The organism is Methylorubrum sp. Q1 (genome assembly GCF_004683995.1).
GTDB lineage: Bacteria > Pseudomonadota > Alphaproteobacteria > Rhizobiales > Beijerinckiaceae > Methylobacterium.
In genome coordinates this window covers 94,356-118,801 of the sequence record NZ_SRHQ01000014.1, presented here as the reverse complement: position 1 = coordinate 118,801, position 24,446 = coordinate 94,356, and the positions used below count along the sequence as shown (strand labels likewise).

At 70.0% G+C, this 24,446-nt stretch carries 27 protein-coding genes; 11 read left to right on the top strand and 16 right to left on the bottom strand.

What is annotated here, in order from left to right:
* Positions 1-34 precede the first annotated feature (34 nt).
* On the bottom strand, positions 35-2,230 hold the full coding sequence (locus tag E4V01_RS14950) for a xanthine dehydrogenase family protein molybdopterin-binding subunit (RefSeq protein WP_135298878.1): 2,196 nt from the start codon (positions 2,228-2,230) through the stop codon (positions 35-37).
* 35 nt (positions 2,231-2,265) lie between these two features.
* Positions 2,266-2,721 (bottom strand): (2Fe-2S)-binding protein, encoded by a 456-nt coding sequence (locus E4V01_RS14945; RefSeq protein ID WP_060768640.1) that lies wholly within the window; start codon positions 2,719-2,721, stop codon positions 2,266-2,268.
* Positions 2,722-3,048: 327 nt separating this feature from the next.
* Here E4V01_RS14945 and E4V01_RS14940 point away from each other — a divergent pair, with 327 nt between their 5' ends.
* A complete protein-coding gene (locus E4V01_RS14940) occupies positions 3,049-4,590 on the top strand; it encodes a HAMP domain-containing sensor histidine kinase (RefSeq protein ID WP_060768639.1) in 1,542 nt (513 codons plus the stop codon).
* 204 nt (positions 4,591-4,794) lie between these two features.
* Here E4V01_RS14940 and cobT read toward each other — a convergent pair whose 3' ends face one another.
* Positions 4,795-5,832 (bottom strand): nicotinate-nucleotide--dimethylbenzimidazole phosphoribosyltransferase, encoded by a 1,038-nt coding sequence (cobT, locus tag E4V01_RS14935; RefSeq protein WP_135298877.1) that lies wholly within the window; start codon positions 5,830-5,832, stop codon positions 4,795-4,797.
* A 167-nt stretch (positions 5,833-5,999) separates the two neighbouring features.
* Here cobT and cobS point away from each other — a divergent pair, with 167 nt between their 5' ends.
* The 5 genes from cobS to E4V01_RS14900 all read left to right on the top strand — a co-directional run bounded on the left by cobS (position 6,000) and on the right by E4V01_RS14900 (position 9,683).
* A complete protein-coding gene (gene cobS, locus E4V01_RS14930; protein ID WP_135298876.1) occupies positions 6,000-6,827 on the top strand; it encodes an adenosylcobinamide-GDP ribazoletransferase in 828 nt (275 codons plus the stop codon).
* Positions 6,828-6,841: 14 nt separating this feature from the next.
* Positions 6,842-7,519, top strand: a complete 678-nt coding sequence (locus E4V01_RS14925) for a hypothetical protein (protein WP_060768636.1) — start codon at positions 6,842-6,844, stop codon at positions 7,517-7,519.
* Between the two features lie 55 nt (positions 7,520-7,574).
* Complete coding sequence (locus tag E4V01_RS14920) at positions 7,575-7,787, top strand: DUF1289 domain-containing protein (protein WP_135298875.1); 213 nt, start codon at positions 7,575-7,577, stop codon at positions 7,785-7,787.
* Positions 7,784-8,476 carry a TIGR02281 family clan AA aspartic protease gene (locus E4V01_RS14915; protein WP_060772131.1) on the top strand — a complete coding sequence of 231 codons (693 nt, stop codon included), beginning with the start codon at positions 7,784-7,786 and terminating at the stop codon, positions 8,474-8,476. The genes E4V01_RS14920 and E4V01_RS14915 overlap by 4 nt, the downstream gene beginning before the upstream one ends.
* A 766-nt stretch (positions 8,477-9,242) precedes the next feature.
* Positions 9,243-9,683, top strand: a complete 441-nt coding sequence (locus tag E4V01_RS14900) for a hypothetical protein (RefSeq protein ID WP_135298874.1) — start codon at positions 9,243-9,245, stop codon at positions 9,681-9,683.
* Between the two features lie 149 nt (positions 9,684-9,832).
* Here the strand turns inward: E4V01_RS14900 and E4V01_RS14895 are convergent, their stop codons facing one another.
* The 7 genes from E4V01_RS14895 to E4V01_RS14870 all read right to left on the bottom strand — a co-directional run bounded on the left by E4V01_RS14895 (position 9,833) and on the right by E4V01_RS14870 (position 14,708).
* On the bottom strand, positions 9,833-10,231 hold the full coding sequence (locus tag E4V01_RS14895; RefSeq protein ID WP_135298902.1) for a DUF3775 domain-containing protein: 399 nt from the start codon (positions 10,229-10,231) through the stop codon (positions 9,833-9,835).
* A 221-nt stretch (positions 10,232-10,452) separates the two neighbouring features.
* Positions 10,453-10,587: a hypothetical protein gene (locus tag E4V01_RS26560; RefSeq protein WP_256371258.1), complete on the bottom strand. Its 135-nt coding sequence runs from the start codon at positions 10,585-10,587 to the stop codon at positions 10,453-10,455.
* Between the two features lie 97 nt (positions 10,588-10,684).
* The gene (locus E4V01_RS14890; protein ID WP_060768631.1) at positions 10,685-11,251 is read right to left on the bottom strand and encodes an NUDIX hydrolase; all 567 of its coding nucleotides are present in this window, start codon (positions 11,249-11,251) and stop codon (positions 10,685-10,687) included.
* A 40-nt stretch (positions 11,252-11,291) separates the two neighbouring features.
* The gene (locus E4V01_RS14885; RefSeq protein ID WP_060768630.1) at positions 11,292-11,558 is read right to left on the bottom strand and encodes a sulfurtransferase TusA family protein; all 267 of its coding nucleotides are present in this window, start codon (positions 11,556-11,558) and stop codon (positions 11,292-11,294) included.
* Between the two features lie 80 nt (positions 11,559-11,638).
* The gene (locus E4V01_RS14880; protein ID WP_135298873.1) at positions 11,639-12,055 is read right to left on the bottom strand and encodes a hypothetical protein; all 417 of its coding nucleotides are present in this window, start codon (positions 12,053-12,055) and stop codon (positions 11,639-11,641) included.
* A gap of 112 nt (positions 12,056-12,167) precedes the next feature.
* Positions 12,168-13,538, bottom strand: a complete 1,371-nt coding sequence (locus E4V01_RS14875) for a glutamate--cysteine ligase (RefSeq protein WP_135298872.1) — start codon at positions 13,536-13,538, stop codon at positions 12,168-12,170.
* Between the two features lie 186 nt (positions 13,539-13,724).
* Entirely contained in the window at positions 13,725-14,708 is a 984-nt protein-coding gene (locus E4V01_RS14870; protein WP_135298871.1) for an asparaginase, read from the bottom strand.
* Between the two features lie 154 nt (positions 14,709-14,862).
* Between E4V01_RS14870 and E4V01_RS14865 the strand changes: the two genes are divergently transcribed.
* Positions 14,863-15,639 (top strand): hypothetical protein, encoded by a 777-nt coding sequence (locus E4V01_RS14865; protein WP_135298870.1) that lies wholly within the window; start codon positions 14,863-14,865, stop codon positions 15,637-15,639.
* A 29-nt stretch (positions 15,640-15,668) separates the two neighbouring features.
* Here E4V01_RS14865 and E4V01_RS14860 read toward each other — a convergent pair whose 3' ends face one another.
* Complete coding sequence (locus E4V01_RS14860; protein WP_135298869.1) at positions 15,669-16,421, bottom strand: 16S rRNA (uracil(1498)-N(3))-methyltransferase; 753 nt, start codon at positions 16,419-16,421, stop codon at positions 15,669-15,671.
* Positions 16,422-16,726: 305 nt separating this feature from the next.
* Here E4V01_RS14860 and E4V01_RS14855 point away from each other — a divergent pair, with 305 nt between their 5' ends.
* The 3 genes from E4V01_RS14855 to rmf are packed head-to-tail and all read left to right on the top strand — an operon-like array spanning position 16,727 to position 18,525.
* Positions 16,727-17,329 carry a hypothetical protein gene (locus E4V01_RS14855; protein WP_060768624.1) on the top strand — a complete coding sequence of 201 codons (603 nt, stop codon included), beginning with the start codon at positions 16,727-16,729 and terminating at the stop codon, positions 17,327-17,329.
* A gap of 21 nt (positions 17,330-17,350) precedes the next feature.
* Positions 17,351-18,301 (top strand): 4-hydroxybenzoate octaprenyltransferase, encoded by a 951-nt coding sequence (gene ubiA, locus E4V01_RS14850; RefSeq protein WP_135298868.1) that lies wholly within the window; start codon positions 17,351-17,353, stop codon positions 18,299-18,301.
* Complete coding sequence (gene rmf / locus E4V01_RS26635) at positions 18,283-18,525, top strand: ribosome modulation factor (protein ID WP_135298867.1); 243 nt, start codon at positions 18,283-18,285, stop codon at positions 18,523-18,525. Before ubiA ends, rmf begins: the two co-directional genes overlap by 19 nt.
* A gap of 14 nt (positions 18,526-18,539) precedes the next feature.
* Here the strand turns inward: rmf and E4V01_RS14840 are convergent, their stop codons facing one another.
* A complete protein-coding gene (locus E4V01_RS14840) occupies positions 18,540-19,040 on the bottom strand; it encodes a DUF6101 family protein (RefSeq protein WP_135298866.1) in 501 nt (166 codons plus the stop codon).
* 344 nt (positions 19,041-19,384) lie between these two features.
* Between E4V01_RS14840 and E4V01_RS14835 the strand changes: the two genes are divergently transcribed.
* A complete protein-coding gene (locus E4V01_RS14835) occupies positions 19,385-20,203 on the top strand; it encodes an inositol monophosphatase (protein ID WP_135298865.1) in 819 nt (272 codons plus the stop codon).
* 66 nt (positions 20,204-20,269) lie between these two features.
* Here the strand turns inward: E4V01_RS14835 and E4V01_RS14830 are convergent, their stop codons facing one another.
* The 4 genes from E4V01_RS14830 to E4V01_RS14815 form a co-directional block, all read right to left on the bottom strand.
* Positions 20,270-20,893 carry an ABC-type transport auxiliary lipoprotein family protein gene (locus E4V01_RS14830; RefSeq protein ID WP_135298864.1) on the bottom strand — a complete coding sequence of 208 codons (624 nt, stop codon included), beginning with the start codon at positions 20,891-20,893 and terminating at the stop codon, positions 20,270-20,272.
* Positions 20,894-21,013: 120 nt separating this feature from the next.
* On the bottom strand, positions 21,014-22,096 hold the full coding sequence (locus E4V01_RS14825; protein ID WP_135298863.1) for an MlaD family protein: 1,083 nt from the start codon (positions 22,094-22,096) through the stop codon (positions 21,014-21,016).
* Between the two features lie 71 nt (positions 22,097-22,167).
* Positions 22,168-23,040, bottom strand: a complete 873-nt coding sequence (locus E4V01_RS14820; protein ID WP_135298862.1) for an ABC transporter ATP-binding protein — start codon at positions 23,038-23,040, stop codon at positions 22,168-22,170.
* 91 nt (positions 23,041-23,131) lie between these two features.
* Positions 23,132-24,280, bottom strand: coding sequence for an MlaE family lipid ABC transporter permease subunit (locus tag E4V01_RS14815; RefSeq protein WP_060768616.1), 1,149 nt, complete (start codon positions 24,278-24,280; stop codon positions 23,132-23,134).
* Positions 24,281-24,446: the final 166 nt, after the last annotated feature.

Sequence of the window (24,446 nt, the reverse complement as noted above, 5' to 3'; positions counted from 1 at the left end):
GGAGAGGGGGCACGGCGCGCCCCGGTCCGGCGGCTTACGCGCCGCGCAGGCTCGACAGGTCGAGCGGCAGCGAGCGCAGGCGCTGGCCCGTCGCGGCGAAGACCGCGTTGGCGATGGCCGGCGCCAGCACCGGCACGCCGGGCTCGCCGATCCCGGTGGGGGCAACTTCGGAGGGCACGATGTGAACCTCGACCCGCGGCATCTCGGAGATGCGCGTCGGCTGATAGCTGTCGAAGTTCCGCTCCTGCACCACGCCGTCCTTGAGGGTGATGCGGTTGCGCAGCACCGCCGACAGGGCGAAGCCCACCGCGCCCTCGACCTGGGCGCGCACCACGTCCGGGTTCACGGCGATGCCGACATCGACCGCCGCCACGATCCGGTTGACCTTCACGCCGGACTCACCCGCCGTGACGTCGGCCACCATCGCGACGTAGGAGCCGAAGGATTCGTGCACGGCGACGCCGAGGCCGCGGCCCTTCTCCGAGGGTTTTCCGCCCCAGCCGGCCCGTTCGGCGGCGAGCTTCAGCACACCCGACAGGCGCGGTGCGCGGGTCAGCAGCGACAGGCGGTAGGCGACCGGATCGGACCCCGCGGCATGCGCCAGCTCGTCGATGAACACCTCCATGACGTGGGCGGTGTGGGTGTGGCCGACCGAGCGCCACCACAGGACCGGCACGCCCTCGCGGGCGTTGTGCACCTCGAAGCGGTAGGCCGGCAGCGCGTAGGGCGTGTCGGAGGCGCCCTCGACGGTGGTGGAGTCGATGCCGTTCTTGACGAGCATCGCCTCGAAGGGCGAGCCGATCATGATCGACTTGCCGACCATGGTGTGGCGCCAGCCGGTGATCTGGCCCTTCTCGTTCAGGCCCGCCTTGACCGTGTGATAGACCTGCGGGCGGTAATAGCCGGCCGCCATGTCGTCCTCGCGGGTCCAGACGAGGTGGACCGGCGCCTTGCCGTCCCAGGCCTTCACGATCGTGGCGGCCTCGGCGAAGTAGTCGGCGCCCGGCGTCGCCCGCCGGCCGAACGAGCCGCCGGCCCACTGGGTGTGAAGCCGGACCCGGTCGGTCGTGACGCCCAGCGTCGCTGCCACCACCGCCTGCTCGATGGTCTGGATCTGGCAGCCGGCATAGACGTCGTAGCTGCCGTCCGCCGCCCGCTCGATCGTCGCGTTCAGGGGCTCCATCGCGGCATGGGCCAGATAGGGGAAGGAGAACTCCGCCTCCAGCACCTTGGCCGAGCCCTTGATGGCGCCGTCGGCGTCGCCCGCCTGCGAGGCGACGAGGCCGGACGACCTGGCCGTCTCGCGGTACTCGGCGAGGATCGCGTCCGAGGAGCGGGTCTCGGCGGCGGAATTGTCCCAGGTGATCTTCAGGGCCTCGCGGGCCTTCATCGCGCTCCAGGTGTCGCGGGCGATCACCGCCACGCCGGTCGGGATCGTGACGATGCCGACGACGCCGGGCATGCCTTGCGCGGCCTCCGCATCCACCGACTTCACCGTCGCGCCGAAGCGCGGCGGATGGGCGACGAGCGCCGTGACCTGACCGGGGCGGCGGATGTCGAGGGAGTAGATCGCGGTGCCGTCGGTCTTCGCCGCGGAATCGATGCGCGGCACGCGCCCGCCGATCAGCGTCCACTCGGCCGGCGTCTTGAGGCGGGGCTCCTGCGGCACCGGCTTGGCGGCGGCGGCCTCCGCGAATTCGCCGAAGCGGGCCTGCTTGCCGGACGTGTGGCCGATGACGCCCTTCGCGACGGTGATCTCGCCTGCCGGCACGCCCCACTTGTCGGCGGCGGCGGCGACCAGCATGGCGCGGGCAGCCGCCCCCGCCTTGCGAAGCTGGAACCAGGAATTGGCGATCGCCGTCGAGCCACCGGTGCCCTGGACCGGTCCCATCAGCCCGTTGGCGTAGAGCTTGGCGTCGGCCGGGGCGAAGGCGACGCGCATCTGGCTCCAATCCGCGTCGAGTTCGTCGGCGAGGATGGTCGTGAGCCCGGTCGTGTTGCCCTGGCCCATATCGAGATGCTTGATCATCACGGTGACGGTGTCGTCGGCGGCGATCCGTACGAAGGCGTTTGGCTGGGCCGGGGCCTTCGACAGCGCGTCCGAGGCCTCCGCGGCGCGGGCACCCTTCAGGTCAAGGCGGAAGGCGAGCAGCATGGCACCTGCCACCGCACCGCCGAGGAAGGCGCGCCGCGAGGGGACGGGCGCATCAGTCATGTCTAGCTTGAGCATGCCGGGCTCCAAATCTTGATAGGCTGCGGGGCGGCTCAGGCGAGCGTGCGGGCGGCTTCGTGGATGGCGGCGCGGATGCGCTGGTAGGTGCCGCAGCGGCACACATTGCCGTCCATGGCACCGTCGATATCCGCGTCGCTGGGCTTCGGGTTCTCGGTGAGCAGGCCGATGGCCGACATGATCTGGCCGGACTGGCAGTAGCCGCACTGCACCACGTCGAGGCCGCGCCACGCCGCCTTGACCGCATCGGCCACCTTGCCTTCGACGCCCTCGATCGTGGTGATCTTGGCCTCGCCCACATCGCCGATGCGGGTCTGGCAGGCGCGCACCGGCTGGCCATCCATGTGCACGGTGCAGGCGCCGCATTGGGCGATGCCGCAGCCATACTTGGTCCCGGTCATGTCGAGGCGGTCGCGGATCACCCAGAGCAGGGGCATGTCGGGGTCGGCATCGACCTCCCGGGCCACGCCGTTCAGGTTGAGGGTCAGCATGGGCGCACTCCGAAAGGAAGGTGTCGCACGAAGCGCCCAGGCTCAGGGCCACCATCGGGCCGCGAGATGCGCTTCGGGGCCGTCACGTGGTGTCGGCACTTGGAATCGTTCCGAGTTTGATCCTGTACGCTCGTCCCCGATGTGCGGGAGCGCACCTGAATAAGGATGAGACGTTTCCGCCCCCGTATCCGCGCAATTCGCCGGATCGTCGAAGCCGCTTCTTAACGGTTCGCACGGCACCCTGCGGGCTCTCCACCTCGCCCTCTGCGCCGCAAGACCACGACCGGGCGCCCGGCGTTCCGATCCCGATTGGCGATCTCGACTGTTATGCCCGACCTCACAGCGGAGATGGTTCAGCGCGGGCGCGGGCCCTCCTCGCAAGAGGTGGCCAAGCGGCGCGGCATCGCGCGCGAGATGCGCTCGGCGCGGGAACGGCTGACCTCCACCAGCGGGCTGGAGCGGGCCTTCGACACCGAACTCCTGCGCCTCTATGCCCAGTACCGGGTCGGGGCGGGCATTCCGCTCCTAGTGCTGGCGCTCATGGTTGCGGGTGCCTCCTCGATATGGGTGCCGGCCGTGACCGCGGCGATCTGGGCGGCCGGGGCGATCGCCGCCACCACCCTGATGCTGCTCCTGAGCCGCCGCTTTCTGCGGCAGGCGCCGGAAAGCCTGTCGCTGAAGCACTGGGGGCGCGCCTTCGTCGCCGCCGAGTTCGGCCAGAGCGCCGCCTGGGCGATGCTGCTGCTCGTGGGCGTTCCCGAAGCGCGCACCTTCGCGCTGTTCGGCCTCGTCATCGTCGCGGCGGTGACGACGATGCTCGCCGCGACCGTCCCGGTCGCCGCCCTAGCCGGTCTTGTGCCGCTCATGCTGGCGGCGCTGTCGCTGCTGGTCTTCTCCAGCGACATGGACACGATGCTCCTCGTTGCGATGACGGTGGCGAGCCAGATCTTCTTCGCCGGACTGGCACGCCGCCTCTACGCTTCCGCGGTCGGCACCCTGCAATCGCGGGCGGAGAAGGACGCGATCTTCGCCGAACTCGAACAGGCCAAGGCCAATTCCGACGAGGCCCGGCGGCGGGCGGAGGAGGCGAACCTCGCCAAGTCCCGGTTCCTCGCCACCATGAGCCACGAGCTTCGCACGCCGCTCAACGCCATCCTCGGCTTTTCGGAGGTGATGAAGAACGAGGTGTTCGGCACCCATGTCGCCCCGGCCTACCGGGAATACGCCACTGACATCCACGACAGCGGGATGCACCTGCTCAATCTCATCAACGAGATCCTCGACCTCTCGCGCATCGAGGCCGGGCGCTACGACCTCACCGAGGAGGCGGTGCAGCTCGCCCATACGGTCGAGGAGTGCCGCCACATGATGACCCTGCGCGCTCGCAGCAAGGGCCAGACCTTCGCCAGCCTGATCGACGATTCCCTGCCGCGTCTCTGGGCCGACGAGCGGGCGCTGCGCCAGATCGTGCTCAACCTCCTGTCGAACGCGGTGAAGTTCACGCCGCCGGGCGGCGAGATCACGATCAAGGTCGGCTGGACCTCGTCGGGCGGGCAATATCTCAGCGTCAAGGATTCCGGGCCCGGCATCCCCGAGGACGAACTCGGAACGGTGATGTCCTCGTTCGGGCGCGGCTCGCTGGCGATCAAGACCGCCGAGCAGGGCTCCGGCCTCGGCCTGCCGATCGTGAAGGGTCTGATCGACCTCCATGGCGGCGGCTTCCAGCTCAAGTCGAAGCCGCGCGAGGGCACCGAGGTGATCGTCACCTTCCCCGCGAGCCGCGGCATGGACACCCTGCCCGCGATGAATCTCGGTGCCGAGAAGGCCCCGGCCGAGGCGGCGTCCGCCCGGCATGCGCGGGCGGCCTGACGCGCGTGTCGGAGCCGGATCGACCGGTTCCGGCAACCACGACGGTCCTCATGCCCAGGAGCTGCGCAGCAGCCTCGAAACACGCTGCGGCGCTTCTCCTGGCAGACCGACGCGACAGGATCGATCGTCGGGATCGACCGTTCGGGCGTGCTTCGACAGCATCCTCCCGAAAGGTGGCCTCCGGCTCTCGGAAAAGACGATGCTCTAGCTCTCGCTCTTGCCCGAGACCCCCGCCTGCTCGAACGTCGCCATGTCGCGGTGGCAGGCGAGCGCACCCTTCAGCAGGCCGAGCGCCAGGGCCGCGCCCGAGGCCTCGCCGAGGCGCATGTCGAGCGACAGGACGGGCTTGAGGCCGAGCCGTTCCAGCACCTCGCCATGCGCGCCTTCGGCCGAACAATGGCCGGCGATGCAGTGGTCGAGGGCGTGCGCGTCGGCGGCGTGCAGGACCGCCGCCGCAGCGGTCGCGACATAGCCGTCGAGCACCACCGGCACCCTCTGCAGCCGCGCGGCGAGGATGGCCCCGGCCATGGCCGCGATCTCCCGGCCGCCGAGGCGCGCCAGGATCGTCAGCGGGTCGCCGAGATGATCCTTGTGGGTGTCGAGCGCCAGCCGCACGGCCTGCGCCTTGCGGGCGAGGCCGGCCGCATCGAGGCCGGTGCCGCGCCCGACCCAGTGCTCGGCCTCGCCGCCGTAGAGCGCGGCGTAGATCGCCGCCGCGACCGTGGTGTTGCCGATGCCCATCTCGCCGACCGCGAGGCAATCGGTCCCCGCCGCCACCGCCTCCATGCCGAAGGCCATTGTGGCCACGCACCCTTTCTCGTCGAGGGCCGGGCCGGAGCAGATGTCGCCGGTCGGCAGATCCACGGCGAGGTCGAACACCCGGAAGCCGAGGCCGTAGGCGGCGCAGAGCTGGTTGATCGCCGCCCCCCCGGCGGCGAAGTTGTCGAGCATCTGTCGGTTGACCGCGGCGGGGAAGGCCGAGACGCCGCGCTCCACCACGCCGTGGCTGCCGGCGAACACGCAGACCATCGGCCGGTCGAGGGTGGGTTTGGCCTTGCCCTGCCACGCGCCGAGCCACTCCACGAACGCTTCGAGCCGCCCGAGCGCGCCCGGCGGCTTGGTGAGGCTGGCATCCCGCGCGCGGATCGCGGCGACCGCGTCCCCGTCGGGGCCGGGCATCTCCGTGAGCAGGCGGCGGATGTCGGCGAAGGGCGAGGCGTCGGCGGTCGGGCTGGAGGTCATCGGCAGGGCTCGTGCGCGTCGGATGCGGGAAAAACGAAGGAGGTCGCCCGATCGGTGCGGGAATTGCCACCGGATAGCCAGCGGCGCCGCGTAGCAGGCAGGAGGCTCCCGGCGCTATAGAAGCGGACGGGCCCGCGGTACAGGCGGCCGAGGGGAAGGGACGCGGAATGATCGAGCGCAGTGGCCGCGATCTCGGGCCGCCCTTTCCGGGGGCGGAGCTGGTCTACGATCTCGCCGCCTGCCTCCGCTTCTTCACCCGCCTGCCGGTTCCACCGCTGCCGGACGAGCCGGCGCCCTATGCCGCGCCGGATTTTCGCACCGTGCCGCGGATGCTGCCGCTGGCGGGGGTGCTGATCGCCGCGCCCGCTGCCCTCCTGCTGGTTCTGGCCTGGGAGATCCGGCTCGGGCCGTTCGTCGCCGCCGCCCTCGCCCTCGTGGCGCTCGCCCTCATCACCGGCGCCATGCACGAGGACGGCTTGGCCGATGTCGCCGACGGGTTCGGTGGCGGGCAGAGCCGCGAGCGCAGCCTGGAGATCATGCGCGACAGCCGCATCGGCGCCTATGGCGGTACCGCCTTGTTTCTCGGGCTGGCGCTGCGGGCGGCGATGCTCGCGACCCTGCTCGACCGTTCCGGCGGACTCGCCGCCGTGTCGCTGCTCTTCGCCGCCGCCCTGTCGCGGACGGTGGCGCTGGTCCCGCTCGCGATCCTCGACCCTGCTCGTCCCGGCGGTGCGGGCGCTGCCGTCGGCCGGCCGACCCGGGCGACCCTGGGCATCGCGGGAGTGATCTGCCTGATCCTGGCCGGGATCGCCGCCGCCCTCGGCCTGCCGCCGCTGGGTCTCGGCCTTGCGCTGATCCTGGCGCCGCTCGCGGCCTTCGGCCTCAGCGCGCTCGCCGAACGGAAGATCGGCGGACAGACCGGCGACGTGGTCGGCGCCTGTCAGCAAGTCGGCGAGATCGCGGTGCTGCTGGCCCTGGTGGTGGCGACGGCGTAGGCGGGAGCCGCGTGATGCTGAGGATCCTCCGCCGGCTTTTTCAGGGCCGGACGGGAAAGGCGCAGAACCAAGCCCCGTCCGATTCACCCGTGGAAACGATCGACCGCGCCGACACTGCCGAGCGGATCGAGATCCTGGCCCGCGGCGGCTTCGAGACCGAAGCCTCGACGCTCGAAACGATCCTGGACGAGTATCTGACCCCGGACGCCATCGCGCCCGATGATCGCCGCTGGGTCGAGGCGGAGGTGGCCCGCGCCTTCGCACGCAAGCGGGCCGACGAGGCGACGTGGCCGCTGGAAACGGATTTCGATCGCCTCGCCATCGCCTTCGATGCGCTCGACGCGAGCGGGATCATCGCGCTGCACGATGCCGGCTACACCCGCTCGGACGGCGTCTCGGATGCGGCCGAGGTCTATCACCAGCGCCGGGAGCGCGGGCGCGCCTCGCGGGGGTTCGTCTTCTACCACGGTCAGGATGTCGAGGCGGTCGTCTTCGATCAGGGGCTCTACCTCGCCTTCGGCTCGTTCGACGACCGCGACGCGACCATGGCCGCCATCGCCGCCGAGATCGTGGCGGCCGTGGAGGCGCAAGGATTGCGGACGCATTGGGAGGGTGATGTGGGAACGCGCATCCTCGTCCACCCGATCCACTGGTTGAAGCGCAGCCCGTCCGACGACCCGCGGGCGGCATAAGGTTTCCGGCAAAACCCTTGATTCACGGCCCCGCTCCGTCCCATTTGCACGGGCGATGCTGGCGACTCCTTCGAAAAAAACCTCCTCTCCCTGCACCAAGCTCTGCGTGCTCGATGCCGTGACGGGCCTGTGCGAGGGCTGCGGGCGCACGCGCGACGAGATCGGGCTGTGGGGCTCGCTTTCCGAGGCGCAGCGCCTGGCCGTCATGGCCGCACTGCCCGAGCGGCTGCGCCGGGCCTATCCCGGCCGGGAGGCGTGCGCGTCATGATGTGGGCCGGCCTCGCCATTCTCGGGATCGGCCTCGTCGTCCTGATCGCCAACCATGACGGCGGCCCGATGATGGGGCTCGATTCGGATCAGCTCGCCGGCGTCGTCTCCATGACCGCGCTGCTGCTGCTCCTCACCGCCGGCCGCTGGCGGCAGGCGCTCGTCATGCCGGGCAAGACCCTGGTTTCGATCCTGATCTGGCTCGCCATCGGCGCGGTGATCGTCGTCGGCTACACCTATCGCGACGACGCGCAGCGGGTGGGCGCCGATGTTGTCGGGGCCCTGCGCCCCGGCACCGCCGTGGTCGGCCCCGGCGGCGAGGTGACGATCACTCGCCGCTCGGATGGCGACTTCTCGGTGCTGGCGGCGGTGAACGGCGGCGGCGAGGAGCGCTTCGTGTTCGATACGGGGGCGAGCAGCGTCGTGCTCACCGCCGAGACCGCCGAGCGTCTCCGCATCCGCCCGCCGGAGAGCGCGTTCACGCAACGCGTCTCCACCGCCAACGGCACGGCGCTGACCGCGCCGATCCGGCTCGACTCGATCACGGTGGGGCCGATCACCGAGCGCAACGTCAACGCGATGGTGAGCCGGCCCGGCGTGCTGACCACCAACCTGCTCGGCCAGAGCTTCCTCGACCGATTGCCCTCTTACGAGGTGCGCGGCGACCGGCTGATCCTGCGCAGCCGCTGACGGGCGTCGGCGGCGCCCGCCACTCCGAAGCCGCCCAGGCGCGCCGGGCCCCTGACGACTCGGGTCCTGACGACTCGGGTCCTGACGACTTGGAGTCTGGCCACTCGGACCCTGGCCACTCGGACCTTGCCCGCCAAAGCCTTGGCCCCGTGCCGACGCGTCACCGCGCAGCGATTCCACCGTCGTCCCTCCATCCCGACCGAGCCCGGTGCCGATCACGGCGGGGCGCCCCGAGCCCGGCAGCGCCGAGGGGGAGACCCGACCCGAGGCGGCGAGTCCGGAGCCGAGACGCAACCCGCCGTCGTGCGGTGCGACGTCGGCCTCGATCGAGGCACGGACGAGCCCCGCCGGGATCGGTCGGCTGACGTCGCGGGTTCGCTCGTCTGAGACATCGCCTGAGCTTGGTCGAGGACGTGGGAGACAATCCCACGCAGTGCGGGCATCGAATCCGCGCTGACGGAGCGTAGCTCGGCGAACGTCGAAGATCTCTACGCCGATCTCGGCAGGCAGGGCGGCGGCGCGACCGTCTACGATGCGACGGTGCCTGCCCAATATGGCACGGGCCGCTCGGAATCAGGCTTCGGCGTCGTTCGCGGCGGGCTTGAACGATAGGTTCTAACGCCGGTGGGATGGCTTGCTTCTTGCGGTATGGAGTGAACCACGTCCACGGACAAATCGTTTGAACGGCTCGGCCTTCCCGGTGCGGGTGACGATCCTGGCCGCTGAAGTGCTGTGAGGGGAGCGTTTCGAACGGAGTTTTCCGACCGTGGCTATACTTGCCTACCGCGCCGCCCGGCGTCGTCCCCTCGTTGCCGGTCTCTCGGCCGTCCTGCTCGGCCTCGCACCGCTCGCCGTCTCGGCTCAGTCCGTGGTCACACCGGACGTCGAGGCACCCTCCGTCGAGGCGCCGACCGTAACCGACCTCGGCAACGGACTTCCCCAGGGCGCATTGGTCTTTCACGGCAATTATTGCGGCCCGGGCAGCCGCGGCGCCGGCCTTCCCCCGATCGATGCCCTCGACCGGGCCTGCATGCACCACGATGCCTGCTCGCCGTCGGTGGGCCAGGGGCTGCCCACCTGCTCCTGCAACGATCGTCTGGCGCGCGAGGCCAAGCAGGTGGCGCGAACGCCGCGGATCGACGACGAGCTGCGCACGGCGGCGGAGTTCGTCGCCATCGGCGCGAAGGCGCTGGCCTGCGAACCCTGAAACCTATCCCCAGATGCGGATCGGCCCGGAGCGCTCGTTCCGGGCCGATTCTCCGTTGCGAGATGCAGATTACGTTCGAAGCACACTGAGCCGTGCCTCGTCGGGCTTGCCGCGGGCGTTTGCCGTAGCCTGACGCAGGATGGGACGCCTCAGGCCTCGGGCGTCTCCATGGGAATTCCCAGCGCGTCGAGACCTTCTTCGAGGAGCGGCGCCGCATCCGGCGTGCCGAGCAATTCGCGGATCACCGTATCGCCGGCCGCCTCACGCTCCTTGGCGAAATTGACCGCCGTGCGCCATTCCGCCGCCTCGTAGTCGCCGCGGCCGATATACAGCAGGGCCCCGAGATCGGCGCGCTCGTCCTCGTTGAGACCGGCGATCATGCTGCGGATTTCCTGCTCGGTGGCGTCGTCGGTGCCGCCGACCAGCATGTCGATCGAGCCGTCATCGGTCGGGTTGGAGCCCGAATCCGGATCGGTCGCGCCTTCCTTCACCTCGACCGCCCGCAGCCGCAGGATGATCTCGGTGATCTTGTCGAGGGCAATGTCCATAAGCGGCTCCAGCATCGACGGCCCGCCAAGCGCGGCGCGTCGGGTTCGAACGGAACGCGCCGTGTCCGCCACGGGCGTCCGGCCAGGCCGGTGCCGTCGGGCTTGCGACAGGGCGCAGAGCCTCGACAACCCGTGGCGTGGCCGTTGGTTCGGCCGGGCCGGAGCGCCATGCGGATTCGGGAGAGGAAGGGAGCGGCAGGCGGAGGGCGCCCCGATAAGCCTCAGGCTCGCGGCGGGTATCCGCCCGGCTCGGCGTCCACGGTCCGCGCCGGGCGTTCCGCCTCCCGCCGGTGCCACATCAACAGCAGGGCGGAGATCACGAGCCAGGGACCGGCGATCCCGATGAAGAACGACATGAGCGCATCTCCCCGCGGCGGCGTCTGTTGTTTCGAGACAATCCGTTCCGCGTGAGAGAGGATGATAGGGTCTGCCGACCGGTCCGCAAGCGGCGCGTCAGGCGAACAGTTCGGGGCGGCGCAGGCGGAGCGAGAGCAGGAGCACCAGCGTCTTCATGTCGACGATCTCGCCGGCCTCGCTCATGGCGGCGAGGGTGGAGAGCGGCATCTCGACCACGGTGATCGCCTCGTGCTCCTCGGCCAAGCCGCCGCCCGGCCCCTCCCGGTCGCTCTCCGCGTAGGGGGCGAGGAACAGGTGCATCCGCTCGGTGGAGATGCCCGGCAGGCTCCACACCGTGGAGATGGGCTCCAGATCCGACAGCCGCAGGCCGGTCTCCTCGAAGGCCTCCCGGCGCACGCCCTCCGCCGGATCGGCCTCGTCGAGCAGGCCCGCAGGCACTTCCAGCAGATCGGTCACGCCTGCGGTGAAGAAGGGGGGCGCGCGGAACTGCCTGATCAGCAGGGCCACCTTGCGCTCGGGATCGTAGGGCAGCACGCAAACCGCCTCGCCGTGATCCTCGATCTCGCGGGTCACCGCGGCGCCCTCGGGGGTCGTCACCTCGGCGACGAGGAAGCTCGCCCAGCCATCGTGGACGGTGCGGGTGCCGCGGATCTCGGGGGGCATGGCGTCTCCGGTTCGGCGCTTCAGGTCGGAAATCTCGGGGTCAGGCTCGCGCAGGCGGGCGGTCGGCGCCGCGGCGGATCAGGAAGCGCGCGGCCGGGCCGCGGCGCTCCATCGCCTCCAGCGCGGCTCCTTCCTCGCGGACGACGTTGGGAATGTCGATCCCGGCCAGCGGATCGGTCGCGGTCACAGCCAAGCATGCCCCGGGCGCGAGGGCCCGCAGGGCCTTGCGCGTGCGGAGTGCAGGGAGGGGGCATTTGAGGCCGCTGAGGTCGAGTTCGACCGTGCCGTCCTGCGAGATCTCGGACATGGGAGCGGCGCATAACACGAAAACGCCCTGCCGGCTGAACCCAGCCGCAGGGCGTGATTTTTCACGGGCGGAGGAGATGGCTACCAGCCGTAGGGGCCGTAGCCGTAAGAGCCGCCATAAACCGGGTAGCCGTAGCCGCCGTAATAGCCGACGGGGACGCCGTAGCCGTAGCCGTAGTAACCGCCATAGGCCGGATAGCCGTAGTAGCGCGGGGCCGCGCTGGCGGCGATCGCGCCGCCGATCAGGCCGAGCGCCGCACCCGCGAACAGCGCACCCGCGACGTTGCGGCGGCGATACCCGTAGCCGTAGCGGTAACGGGGGCCGTAATAGCCTCCGTAATATCCGCGGCGCCAGCCGACGGTCTCGACGGTGATGCCGCCGCCGACCTGCGCGGCGCTCATCGCCGGCAGCGGCGCGGCCTGGGCGGGCGGAACGGCCGTCACCGTCAGGCTCGCCGCGGTGAGGCCGGCCAGCGTCAGGGTCGTGATGCGGGACATGGATGCGAACTCCTTACGCGATAAGGAACACGCAGAGGAACAACGCGGCGCAGAACGCGTTCCGACGGCCCCGCTTGCCGCGGACGATAAATCTAAGGTGGTACCCGAACGATCAGAACGTGCAGGCCGTGAAAGCCGGATCGACGGACTTCTCCCAGGGCCCCTCGTAATCGGCGAGGCGCTCCTGTGCATGGCTGCGGCCGGCGGCCACGATCGCCTCCAGCGGCTGGAGATAGACCGCCTCGTCGCGGCCGTTGCCGTCGCGGCGCGCCCGCGCCTGCAGGCCGGTGCGGGCGATGGCAAGCGCCTCCGCAGCGACCGCGCCGAGGCAGCGTCCGCCGATGCTGGCATGGAGCCCGAGCCGCGGCACGGCGGCACGCATGGATTCCCGCTCGCCGGCGGACCAGCCGCGCACCAGATCCCAGGCGGCGGAGAGGGCGGTCTCGTCGTAGAGGAGCCCCACCCAGAAAGCCGATTGCGCGGCGATCATCGCGGGCCCGCCGACATCGGCGCCGCGCATCTCGAGGAAGCGCTTGAGCCGCACTTCCGGGAAGACGGTGGAGGCGTGGTTCGCCCAATCCGAGACGGTGGCCCGCTCGCCCGGCAATTGCGCGAGGCGCCCGGCCATCAGGTCGCGGAACGAGGCCCCGGCGACGTCGTGGTAGGTCTCGCCGCGCTTGACGAAATACATCGGCACGTCGAGCAGCCAATCGACGTAAGACTCGTAGCCGAAGCCCTCGTCGAAGGCGAAGGCCAGCATGCCGGTGCGGTCGGGGTCGGTGTCGCGCCAGATCTCCGAGCGGCGCGACAGGAAGCCGTTGGGCCGCCCGTCGGTGAAGGGCGAGTTGGCGAAGAGCGCCGTGGCGATGGGCTGAAGCGCGAGGCTGACGCGCATCTTGCGCACCATGTCGGCCTCGGAACTGAAATCGACGTTCACCTGCACGGTCGCGGTGCGCAGCATCATGTCGAGGCCGAGCTTGCCCACCTTCGGCATGTAGTTGCGCATGATGCGGTAGCGGCTCTTCGGCATCTGCGGCGTCGCCTCGCGGGTCCATTTCGGACTCATGCCGAGGTCGAGGAAGCCGATGCCGAGGGGCTCCGCCGCGCGCTTCGTGGCGGCGAGATGCTCGTCGAGTTCGCTCGCCGTCGCGTGGATGTCGGGGAGCGGCGCGCCGGAGAGTTCGAACTGGCCACCGGGCTCGATCGAAATCGCGCCGCCGCCCTCGGGTCCCGCCAGACCGATGATGTGGCCAGCATCCAGGATCGGCTCCCAGCCGGTCTCGCGACCGAGATTTTCCAGAAGCGCCCGGATGCCGCGCTCGCCCTCATAGGGAACGGGCATGTGGTCGGTGGTGTAGAACGGGATCTTCTCGTGCTCGGTGCCGATGGCGAAACGCGAGCGCGGTTTCTCGCCCGCGGCGAACCACGCGATCAGTTCGTCCCGCGTCGTGAGCGGGGTGGTGTCGGACGTGTCGCGCGCCATGCGCTGCCTCGAAGGTAACGTCGGTCGAAGGGTCAGCGGCGCGCCGAGGATCCGCCACCGGACGGGGCCGGCAGCGGCCTCACCGGATGTCGTGTCCTTAGAGGACGCCGCAAGGGTGAACAACGCGCCCGCCGACCGCATGGCAGACATGACTCAAGCTTCTGTTTACGGCGCTCATCCCGCCGATCACGGATCCGCGAAGTAGGGGGCGTAGGCCGCCCGATCGAGCCCCGCCCGAAGGAGAAGCTGCAGCATCAGCCGCGCTTTCACGCCCGACAGGATGCCCGTCGAGAGTGCGCCGCGGGCCAGCAGATCGATCTCGCCGCCGGGATACCCGTATGTGCGCGAGAACACAGGACCGGTCTCGGTGCGAGAGGCGAGCACCACCGGAATCCGCCCGACCAGGGTGGAAACGATCGCCGCCAGCGCCTCCGGCACGTGGCCCGCGCCCATTCCCTCGATCACGACGCCCGCGAAGCCGAGATCGGGCAGGGCGGCGAGCAGCCGTCCGTCGTCGCCGATCCCCATCTTCAGGAGTGCCACGGGGGCCGGCTCGTCCGACAAGGGACCGGTCAGGGTGAGGCTGCGGTGGGATCGCAGGAAAATCCGGGCCTCGCCCTCGATCACGAGCCCGACCGGGCCGGCGAGCGGTGAGCGGAAGGCCGAAGGCAGAGCGGTGTGGGCCTTCTGCACGAGGCGGGCGGCGTGGATCTCGTCGTTGAGGACGGCGAGCACGCCCATGCCTCGCGCCGCCGTGCTGCCCGCGACGATGGTCGCGGCCAGCAGGTTGCCGGGCCCGTCGGCGCCAGCGCTTTCCGGCCCGCGCATCGCGCCCGTGACGACGACGGGCTTGTCGCCGGCGACCAAGCTGTCGAGGACGAAGGTCGTTTCCTCGATCGTGTCGGTGCCCTGGATCACCACCGCGCCGTCGAGGTCGCCCGCGAGACGCTCGTTGAGCGTGCGCGCCACCCCGATGAGGTCGTCGAGGGTGAGCCCGGCGCTCGGCCGGCGCAGGGGCGAGAGCGTCTCGATGGATGCCACCGCGGCCAGCCCCGGCACCGAATCCGCGAGGTCGGCGGCCGTCAGCGTCGGCACGATCCCGCCCTCGAGGCTCCGGGTCATGGTGATCGTCCCGCCGAGGGACAGGAGGAGGATGCGGGGGAGGGGCATGGCGCGTCAGGCTCCGGCGGCCACAAGGCCGGACATCGTGCCCGTATCATTCCGGCGTCGATTGTCGAGGAAACAGGACAAGACGAATTGCAATGCCGAGATGGGTCGAGCACAACTCGGAATACAATCAGGGCGCGATTGCCCCGAGATACCCGTGCCCCGCTCCCGTCTGCGATCCGCCCCTCTTGCTCTGATCCTGCCGTTCCTGCTCTGGCTCACCGCAGCCGGATCTGCCTCGGCGCATCGCCCCTACTTCACCGAAGCGCAGCCGATCCTTCTGCCGGACGGTCAGAGGGGCGAGATGCGCATCATCGCCGGAGACGGCATTTTCGTTGCTGACCCTTTGCGTATCATCATCCTTGATGCCGAGAGCCGGCTGATCGCGGAGGGGCCGAAAACGTGGTCGCTCTCAATCGTGTGCGATACGCCGCTTCGCTGCCATGGCTATGATCACAGCTCGGGCGAGGTGATCGAGCCGGACCCGACGACATTCGGACGAGACGGTCCGATCGTACCGCCCTTCGACGAGCGGGACGACCTCTGGAACATCGAGGCGGGAGAAGGCTCGTGGGGGATCAAGGTGCGGCCGGCGACGTGGGGTGAATGGTTGCATGCGGAGTGGAGCCTTTGGCGCAGGACATCACCGCTCGCTTACGCTGTCTTCGTGTCGCTTGGTGTCATCGCTGGATTTTCAACCTTCGGCTTGCACGAGCCCAAGCCGACACTGTCCGGCAAAATGCTCTGGCTCGCGGAAATGCTGCTCCGGCTCTGTGGTCTGGGATTCGTCGTCGTTGTGATGCTGTTCGCCCTCGTTATGGGTGAGGCGTTTCCGAGCGTTATGGTCGGGGTGGTCTTGATCACTTACTTCCTGCTTCGAGGGGCTCGGGCACTTCTAATTCGTCGTTCCAAGCAGGCAGCGGTTGCCGCCTGACGGGCGTTCAACCGCTCGCGCCAGGAATCTCACCGCGCATCTCCCAGCACCGCCTGCACCAGCGCCAGCACCGCCACGGCGGCGGTATCCGCCCTCAGGATGCGCGGGCCGAGCGACAGCGCGACCGTGTTGGGGCGGGCGGCGATCAGTGCGCGCTCCTCTTCGTGGAATCCGCCCTCGGGACCGACCAGCACGGCGAGCGGCGGCGGGCGCGCCGGATCGGCCGCGCCGCGTAGGGCCGTTACCGGGTCGGTGACGGGCGCATCCTCGTCGCAGAACACGAGCAGGCGATTCGCTTCGAGGGCATCGAGGCAGGCGGGCAGCCGGGCCGGCTCGCCGATCTCCGGCACGGAAAGGATGCCGCATTGCTCGGCGGCCTCGATCGCGTTGGCCTGGAGACGATCGAGCTTGATCCGCTCGCCCTGGGTGAAGCGGGTGAAGACCGGCTGAAGGCGCCCCGCGCCCATCTCGACCGCCTTCTGCGCCATGTAATCGATGCGGCCCGTCTTCAGCGGCGCGAAGAGGTAGTGCAGGTCGGCCGGCGCCGGCTGCGGCCGGGTCTGCGCCACCACGCGCAGGTCCGCGCTCTTGCGGCCCTGCGGCACGATCTCGGCGCGCCACTCGCCGTCGCGCCCGTTGAACAGCAGGACGGGCTCGCCCTCCGCGCGGCGCAGCACCGTGAGCAGGTAGTTCGCCTGCGCCCGCTCCAGCGGCAGGACGCGCCCCTCCGCCAGATCCGCTTCGACGAAGAGGCGTGGGGCGGTGAAGTCGTAAGCAGCCATGGTCTCTCGCAGGCAAGCTGGTCTCGTCGCGTGGCGGCCCCAGCCTGTCAATCGGCGGTTCCGACACTGACTGGTGCAAAAAGAACACGCCTCGAATGTTTCAAGGCGTTTCCCACGCTCCTGGCATTCGGGCGGCGGAAGGCACCATTGGCGCCACAATCCCGTGCGCAGAAGACTGCCGCATCGAAACACTTCAAGCCCCTCTGCCGGGCCCGCGGCGCGAGCCGCCAGGGATTCGGGCCGGATGGGCGCTGCGGGATCGGGGGTACACCCGTCGCGGCATGCGGGGAGAAGGACCGGGCCGAATGTCTGCCAGGATTGTTGCACCGACGAAGACCGCCGCCGCTCTTGTCGGCCTTGTCCTGCTGGCCGGGCCGGCTCTGGCCCAGAGCATGGGCGGGATGCCGCTGCCGTCGATGGATACGCCGGCCGAACCTGCGCCCTCGGCCGGCGCGCCGATGAGCGTTCCCGCGCCGATGGCTCCGGCCGCGCCGGCCCAGTCCGTGCCGCAGCAGGCGGGCACCGATTGCGGCTCGATCCAGAAGACGCTGATCGAGCGCAAGAACCTCGTGGCCAAGGCCAATTCCGCCTCGAACTCGAAGAAGAAGATGACGCCGCAGGAGGCGTGCTCCCTGTTCGGCCAGCTCCAGGCCAACGGCGCCACCGGCATCAAGTGGATCACCGCCAACAAGGAGTGGTGCTCGATCCCGGATTCCTTCTCGGAAGGCTTCAAGGCCGACCACAACAAGGTCGCGGCGATCCGCACCAAGGTCTGTGGCATCGCCGCCCAGGCCTCGAAGATGGAAGCCCAGGCCAAGACCCAGGCGCAGAACGGCGGCGGCGGCGGTGGTCTGCTCGGCGGTCCCGGCCTGTCGGGCGCCTTCCGCATGCCGCAGGGCGCACTGTAAGTTTTCAGCGCCGCGTCACCGTTGCCCTCTCCGTCCGAGCCCGGCTCCGGCCGCGTCGCCGACGCGGTCGCCGGCCATTGGGCCGACCGGCTCGCGCCGGCCGGGGCGCGGCCGTATCTGCGCCTCGCCCGGATCGAGCGGCCGATCGGCTGGTGGCTGCTGCTGCTGCCGTGCTGGTGGTCGGCGGCACTCGCTGCGACCGCTGCCGGGAATCCCGGCCCCCATCTCGGCCATCTCGTGCTGTTCCTGATCGGCGCGGTGGCGATGCGCGGCGCCGGCTCGACCTACAACGACATCGCCGATCGGAAGCTCGACGCACAGGTCGAGCGCACCCGCTCGCGCCCGCTCCCCTCGGGACAGGTGACGACGAAACAGGCCGCCGCCTTCCTCGTGGCGCAGGCGCTGGTCGGCCTCGCGGTGCTGCTGCAATTCAACGCGACCGCGATTCTCGTCGGCATGCTCTCGCTGGCGCCGGTAGCGATCTACCCCTTCATGAAGCGGGTGATGCCGATGCCGCAGGCGGTGCTCGGCCTCGCCTTCGGTTGGGGCGCGCTGATGGGCTGGGTCGCCGTGTTCGGCCGCCTCGATCCGCCGGCCCTGTGGCTCTATGCCGGCACGATCTGTTGGATCGTCGGCTACGACACGATCTACGCGGTGCAGGACATCGAGGATGACGAGATCGTCGGCATCCATTCCTCGGCCCGGCTGTTCGGCGCGCGCCTGCGGCTCGCGGTGGGGCTCTGTTACGCGAGCGCCGTCGCCCTGTTCGTGCCGGCGCTGGCCGGCGCCGGGGCCGGCCCGTTGAGCTGGATCGGGCTCGGGCTGTTCGCCGCCCATCTCGCTCGACAGGTTCTGCATCTTTCCGAGCGCGACGGCCTGCGGGCTCTGGCGCTGTTCCGCTCGAACCGCGATGCAGGCCTCATCCTGTTCGCGGGGCTTGCCGCCGACGCGCTGTGGCAGGGTCTGCACTGAACCGGCCGGGGCGACGGCTCGTCCCCGCGCCATATCCGCTTCCATGCGGGAGACAGATCCGCACCGACGATCCGATCACCCGGGGCGCCCGTGCCCGGATCCAGGGGCGTCCGCGCGACGCCTGCCCCTATCCGGTGAATTCGCCCGAGCGCACGGCGTGGCTCGAGGGCTATGACGGTTCTCCGGCCGAGCGCTCGCCGGACAGGCCGCTCGACAACGGCTGAGGCGGGAAGCCGTCTCAGCCGCGGGAGATGATCTCGCTCTCGCCCCGGTGGATGCAGGGCCGGGCCGGGAGGCGGGCGGGCTTGCGTCGCACGAGGAAGCGCGGGCGGCGTCCGCTGAGCGCGGCGTGCCGGCGGCGCTGGCGGCCCTTGCCGAGCACGACCGGGCCGAGCTGCTGCGAGACCGGGACGATGGCGCCGTCCTCGCGCAGCAGCATCCGGGCGAGACCGCCCGTGGTCGAGATGTCGCGCCACACCGCCACGACATCCTCCTCCGCGAACGGCCCGAGCCGCATCGTCACCTCGCCCTCGTCATCGACGAGAAGCAGGGAGAAGCGGTCCTCGCCGCAGGCATCGGCCGCATCGTCGGCGAAAGCCATAGCCACACCGACGGGCGTGATGGCGTGGGTCACTCCGAGAAGCGGCAGCGGCGTCGCCTGAACCGTGATGCAGGGCGCAGCCGCTTCGTCGTCGATGCCGGGCCGACAGTTCTGATTCATGATCTCGAAAGTCATCATCGGTTCGACGCCCTATCCCGTGTCGCGGTCTCTGTCGGACGCGCTGATCTGACAAGCACAGTGCCGGTCGTCTCCCCCAAGGCGCCTTAAGAGTGAGCGTTAAGCGATCGTGGATCGAGCCCAAGTCTGCCGGATGCTCAACGGACCCTTGCCGGGATTGGTGCAAATGTCGGTAACCGTGCGGGCGAGCCGGTCCGGGCGTGCGGCCGGTACGGCCGCGGCTGCATCACTGCGTTCCGAAATCCGATGGCCACTTTTTCCACCGATGCTCTAAAACGAAAGGGCGTCGGCGCCGTTCAAACGGCATGAGGCCGGCTTTGCACGAACGGCTCCGACCGGGATCCATGACCCAGACGACATCCTCTCTCGCGGCGCTGCGGCCCGTGCTGCACGACGCGATCCGGGAGGCCGCCGCGCTCGCGCTGCCCTTCTTCCGCCAGGGGGAGCAGACCAGCGCGCGGGTCTGGTCGAAGGCCGGCGGCTCGCCGGTCACCGAGGCGGACGTCGCCGTGGACACCTTCCTCAAGATCCGCCTGTCGCAGATCGAGCCGCGGGCCGCCTGGCTCTCGGAGGAGACCAGCGACGATCCGGTGCGGCTCGGCCACGACTTCGTCTGGATCGTCGATCCGATCGACGGCACCCGCGCCTTTCTGTCCGGGCATCCGGATTGGTCGATTGCCGTCGCTTTGCTGGCTCGGGGCGAGCCGGTGCTCGGCGGCGTCTTCGCGCCCGCAACCGATCAGTTCTACGAGGCCGTGGCGGGCGAGGGCGCGACCCTCAACGGGGTGCCGATCCGCGTCGCGCCGCAGGCGACGCTGGAGGGCGCCCGCATCACCGGTCCGAAGCCAATGCAGGACCGCCTGCTCGACGGCGCGGCGCGGCTCGGCCCGCGCCCCTCGGTCACGATCGTCGATCGCGTGCCCTCGCTGGCCCTGCGGCTCGCGCGGGTGGCCGAGGGCCGGATCGATCTTGGCCTCGTCTCCCGGGATGCGCGGGATTGGGATCTCGCCGGCGCGGACCTCATCGTCCGCGAGGCGGGCGGCGTGGTCTGCGATCTCCAGGGCCGGCCGGCGGTCTACAACCGCCCGGAGCCGCGCCACGGCGAACTGATCGCCGTGCCGCTGTCGCTGCGCGATCCTGCTCTGGCCGCGCTGGAGGCGTGAGCGCCGAAGCCGCCGCAATCGGGCTCGGTCGTTCGGTTCAAGGGATAGCGGCGGCCGCTCGCAGCCCTATCGCGCGGTGTTCACCCACCGCACGAGGTCGGCGAGGACCTGGCCCAAAGCCGCGTCGAGGCCGGCGGCGGCGCTCTGCGGATCGACCGTCTTCACCGGGACGCGGGCGGTGAAGACGCGGGCGTTGACGACCCGTCCGGTTCCCTCGGCGATCAGCTTGGCCGAGAGGTCCACCACCGCTTCGCCGGTACCGGAATTGACGTCGAACTCGCGGATCTCGCTGACGAGCTGGTAGTCCGACGGCACCTTGTCGCTGGGCCGCGAGACCGAGCGCAGGCGGCCGGTATTTTCGAGGCTCTGGATCACCCGCGTCTGGATCAGGCGCGGCAGGCGGTCGGCCCACTGGCCGCCGCCGAGGAAAGACAGGGAGCCGCCGGGCTCGCGCACGATGATGCGGTCGGCCTCCATCGGCTGCAGGCCGACGGGCTCAGACACGACGATCGAGCGCGCCGCGCCGCCCGCCCGCGCCTGACCCGGCAGGGCGGCGAGGTCGAAGGTGAGCGGCGTGCCGCCGCCGCAGCCGCCGAGGAGCGCGAGCGGCGCGAGAAGGGCGCCCGCCCTCAGGATGCGGCCGGACAGGGGGCGACCGGGAAGAGCAGGCGAGAGAGGAAGACGCGTCATACGCTCGGGCACCGTCCGTTCGCTGTCGGGGAGACTGACACCCCCTCTAGCACGCGGGAGCATACGCCAACGCTCAAGCTGCGCCGTGCGTGCCGACACATCGTCCGGAAACCGAACCGCTCAACGGCCACCGTTGTATTCCGGCAACGATGGTTTGCCGCCGAAAATAACCTGCGATGGGTCGCGCTCCAGGCTGCGGGCCGCCCGGCTGAGGGTGTTGAGGGTGCGCTGGCCGTCGCTCGACAGGGCCTCGACCTCGCGCCGGCTCGTCCCCGACAGGCGGTTGAAGCTCGTCGAGATGTTGGCGGTGCGCTTGTCGAGGTTCTCCGACAGCGCCCGGAACGCCCGGCCGGCGTCGCGCACGGAGATCGCCGCCTCGCGAATCTCGGCGAAGGTACCCGCGCCCTGCTGGCCCGAGGCCGAGCCGAGGAAGCCCTCCGCCCCTTTGAGCACGCCGTCGATCTTGTCGGCGGAGGCGTTGAGCTTGGCGGCGAGGCTGCGGGCGTCGTGCAGCCCGGCCTGGATGTCCCCGCTCGAATTCGCCAGCGCGGTCGAGAAGGTCTCGGCGTTCTCGATCACCCGGTTGAGGCGCTGCCCGTCCACCGATTTGACGAGGCCGGCGATGGAGGGCCCGGCCTCGGCGAGCGTCTTCGAGAAGGACTCGACGTTGGCAAGGGTGCGGTTGATCGCGCCCTCGTTGCCGGCCACGACCTTGTCGAGGCGCTGGAGCACGTCGTCGGCCCGCTGCGCGATCTGCTTGGCGGCGGCCATCATGTCCTGGATGTCGCTCGAATCGGCGAAGATCGTCGGCATCTTGTCGCTCGATCCGGGCGTGAGGGCGGGCGCGTCGGCGCTGCCGCCGGAGAGTGCGATCTGCGAGACGCCGGTCAGCATCGCGGAATCGAGCCGCGCGCGGGTGTCGGCGCGCAGGGGCGTCGAGGGATCGACCTGCACGGTCGCCACGACCCGGCGAGGGTCCTGCGGCAGCAGGCGCACGTCGAGCGCCTCGCCGACCTTAATGCCGTTGAACGACACGGTCGAGCCCTTGGCCAGCCCCCCGACCGAGCCGGAGAACACGATGCGGAGCGCCTGGGTCGCCTGTCCCCGGGAGCCGCCCTGGAGCCAGAACACGAAGCCGAAGGCGGCCAACACGACGCCGATGGTGAAGGCGCCGATCAGGACGTAGTTTGCGCGAGTCTCCATCGGCTCAGCTCTAATCCCGATCCGAGGGGGCGAAGCGGTGCGAAACCGCACCGGGGGCGATCATCGGGGCTTTACGCATGGGCATAGCCGGGCCGCGACGCTTGGCCGGTCTGCGACGCTTGGCCGGTCTGCGAGGCTTGGTTCGGCGTGGCGATGGCGCGGGCGCGCTTGCCGTGGAAGTAGGAGCGCAGCCAGGGGTGGTCGCTCGCCAGCATCTCCTCGATCGTCCCCTGCGCGATGATCCGGCCGTCGCCCAGCGCCGCGATGCGGTCGCAGGCGGTGTAGAGGCTGTCGAGATCGTGCGTCACCATGAAGACGGTCAGGCCGAGCGTCTTCTTCAGGGTCGAGACGAGGTCGTCGAACTCGCCCGCGCCGATCGGGTCGAGGCCGGAGGTCGGCTCGTCGAGGAACAGGATCTCCGGGTCCAGCGCCAGCGAGCGGGCGAGCGCCGCCCGCTTGATCATGCCGCCCGACAGCTCCGAGGGGTACTTGTCGGCGGCATCCGGCTTGAGGCCGACCATCTCGATCTTGAGGCGGGCGAACTCGTCGAGCAGGCGCTCGGACAGCTTGAGATGCTCGCGCATCGGCATCTGGATGTTCTGCTTGACGGTGAGCCCCGAGAACAGCGCCCCCTGCTGGAACAGCACGCCCCACCGCTGCTCCAACTGGCGCCGCCGGGTGATGGTGAGCCCGTCCACATCCTCGCCGAAGATCTCGATCGTGCCGGAGCGCTTCGGTACGAGGCCGAGGATGGTGCGCGTCAGCACCGACTTGCCTTGCCCCGAGGGACCGACGAATCCCAGAATCTCGCCGCGGCGGATGTCGAGGTCGAGCCCCTTCATCACCGTGCGCGGGCCGAAGCCGACCACGAGATCGCGCACGCGAATAATCGCGTCGCTCTGGGCGGCGTTCTGCCCGGCCGGGGAAAGATGAGGGGTGGTCAAGGGGTCCGTCCGAACGTCGTCTGCCCGCATGCTTTAGGTTTTTGTTTTCGCATCATCCCGAAAGCCGGCGGCCACCTTTCGGGATGATGCTTTAGAAATCGATCGCGGCGAAGAAGACCGCGAACAGGCCATCCAGCACGATCACCATGAAGATTGACTTGACGACTGAGGCGGTGACGTGGCGCCCGAGCGACTCCGCCGAGCCCTCGACCGCGAAACCCTCGATCGTCGCGATGATACCGATCGTCAGCGCCATGAACGGCGCCTTGATGAGCCCGACCGCGAAATGGTGGAACGACACTGCCGCCTGGAGCCGTGCCAGGAAGGCGTCGGTGGTCATGCCGCCATAGATCGCGGCGGTGAGGCCACCGCCCGCGAGCGCGGCGAGCGATCCGAGGAAGGCCAGGATCGGCAGGCCGATCACAAGGGCGAGAATGCGCGGCAGGATCAGGATTTCGATCGGGTCGAGACCCATCACACGCAGGGCATCGACCTCCTCGCGCATCCGCATCGAGCCGATCTCGGCGGTGAACGCCGAGCCGGAGCGGCCCGCCACCATGATCGAGGTGAGCAGCACCCCGAGTTCGCGCAGGATCAGCAGGCCGATCAGGTTCACGACGAAGCTCTGCGCACCGAAGCGCTGAAGCTGGAAGATGCCCTGCTGCGCGACGATGCCGCCGACCAGGAATGAGATCAGCACGATGATCGGCACGCCGCGGAGCGCCACCTGTTCGAGCTGGTTGACCAGCGCGGCCATGCGGAAGGTCTGCGGCCGGCGCGCGACCCGGCCGCCCGCGGCGACCACCTCGCCGAGGAAGGCGATGCCGGACAGGATCTCGTTGCCGCCGCGCGCGACGCGCTGACCCGTGGCGTCGAGGAAGCGCAGGGCCGGGTTGCGGGTATCCTGCGGTGCTGGTTCGGGCTCGCGCAGGCCCATCTCGCCGAGAAGGATGCGGTGCTCGGGCCGCGCCCCGGCATAGGCCAGCCGCCCGCCCGCCGCCTCGATCTCGGCGCGGGTCCGCTCCAGCACCCAGGCGCCGAGGGTGTCGAGCCGCGCCAAGCCGCTGAGGTCCACCAGCACGGGCTGGTTCCGGCCCTGGGCGGCGATGCGCGCCGAGGCGCTCTCGACCGCCGGACCCTGGTCCGCCGTCCAGCGGCCGTGCAGGATCACGCGGCCACCGCCCGCATCGAGGTCGGCGCCCGCGGCTTCCGAGATGCCCGAGCCGTCTGCGATCCGCACGCGCCGCTCCCGCTTCCGCTCTAGCCTATCGTTTTTGAATCATCTTCGTCCGAAAGCCGGAGGCTGCCTTTCGGGATGATGCTCTCGGGATCTTGAAACGAATTCCTTACCAAGACGCGTCGAATCCGAATCTTCGGGCTCGCTGCTCCGGCGGGCTCAAGCCGCC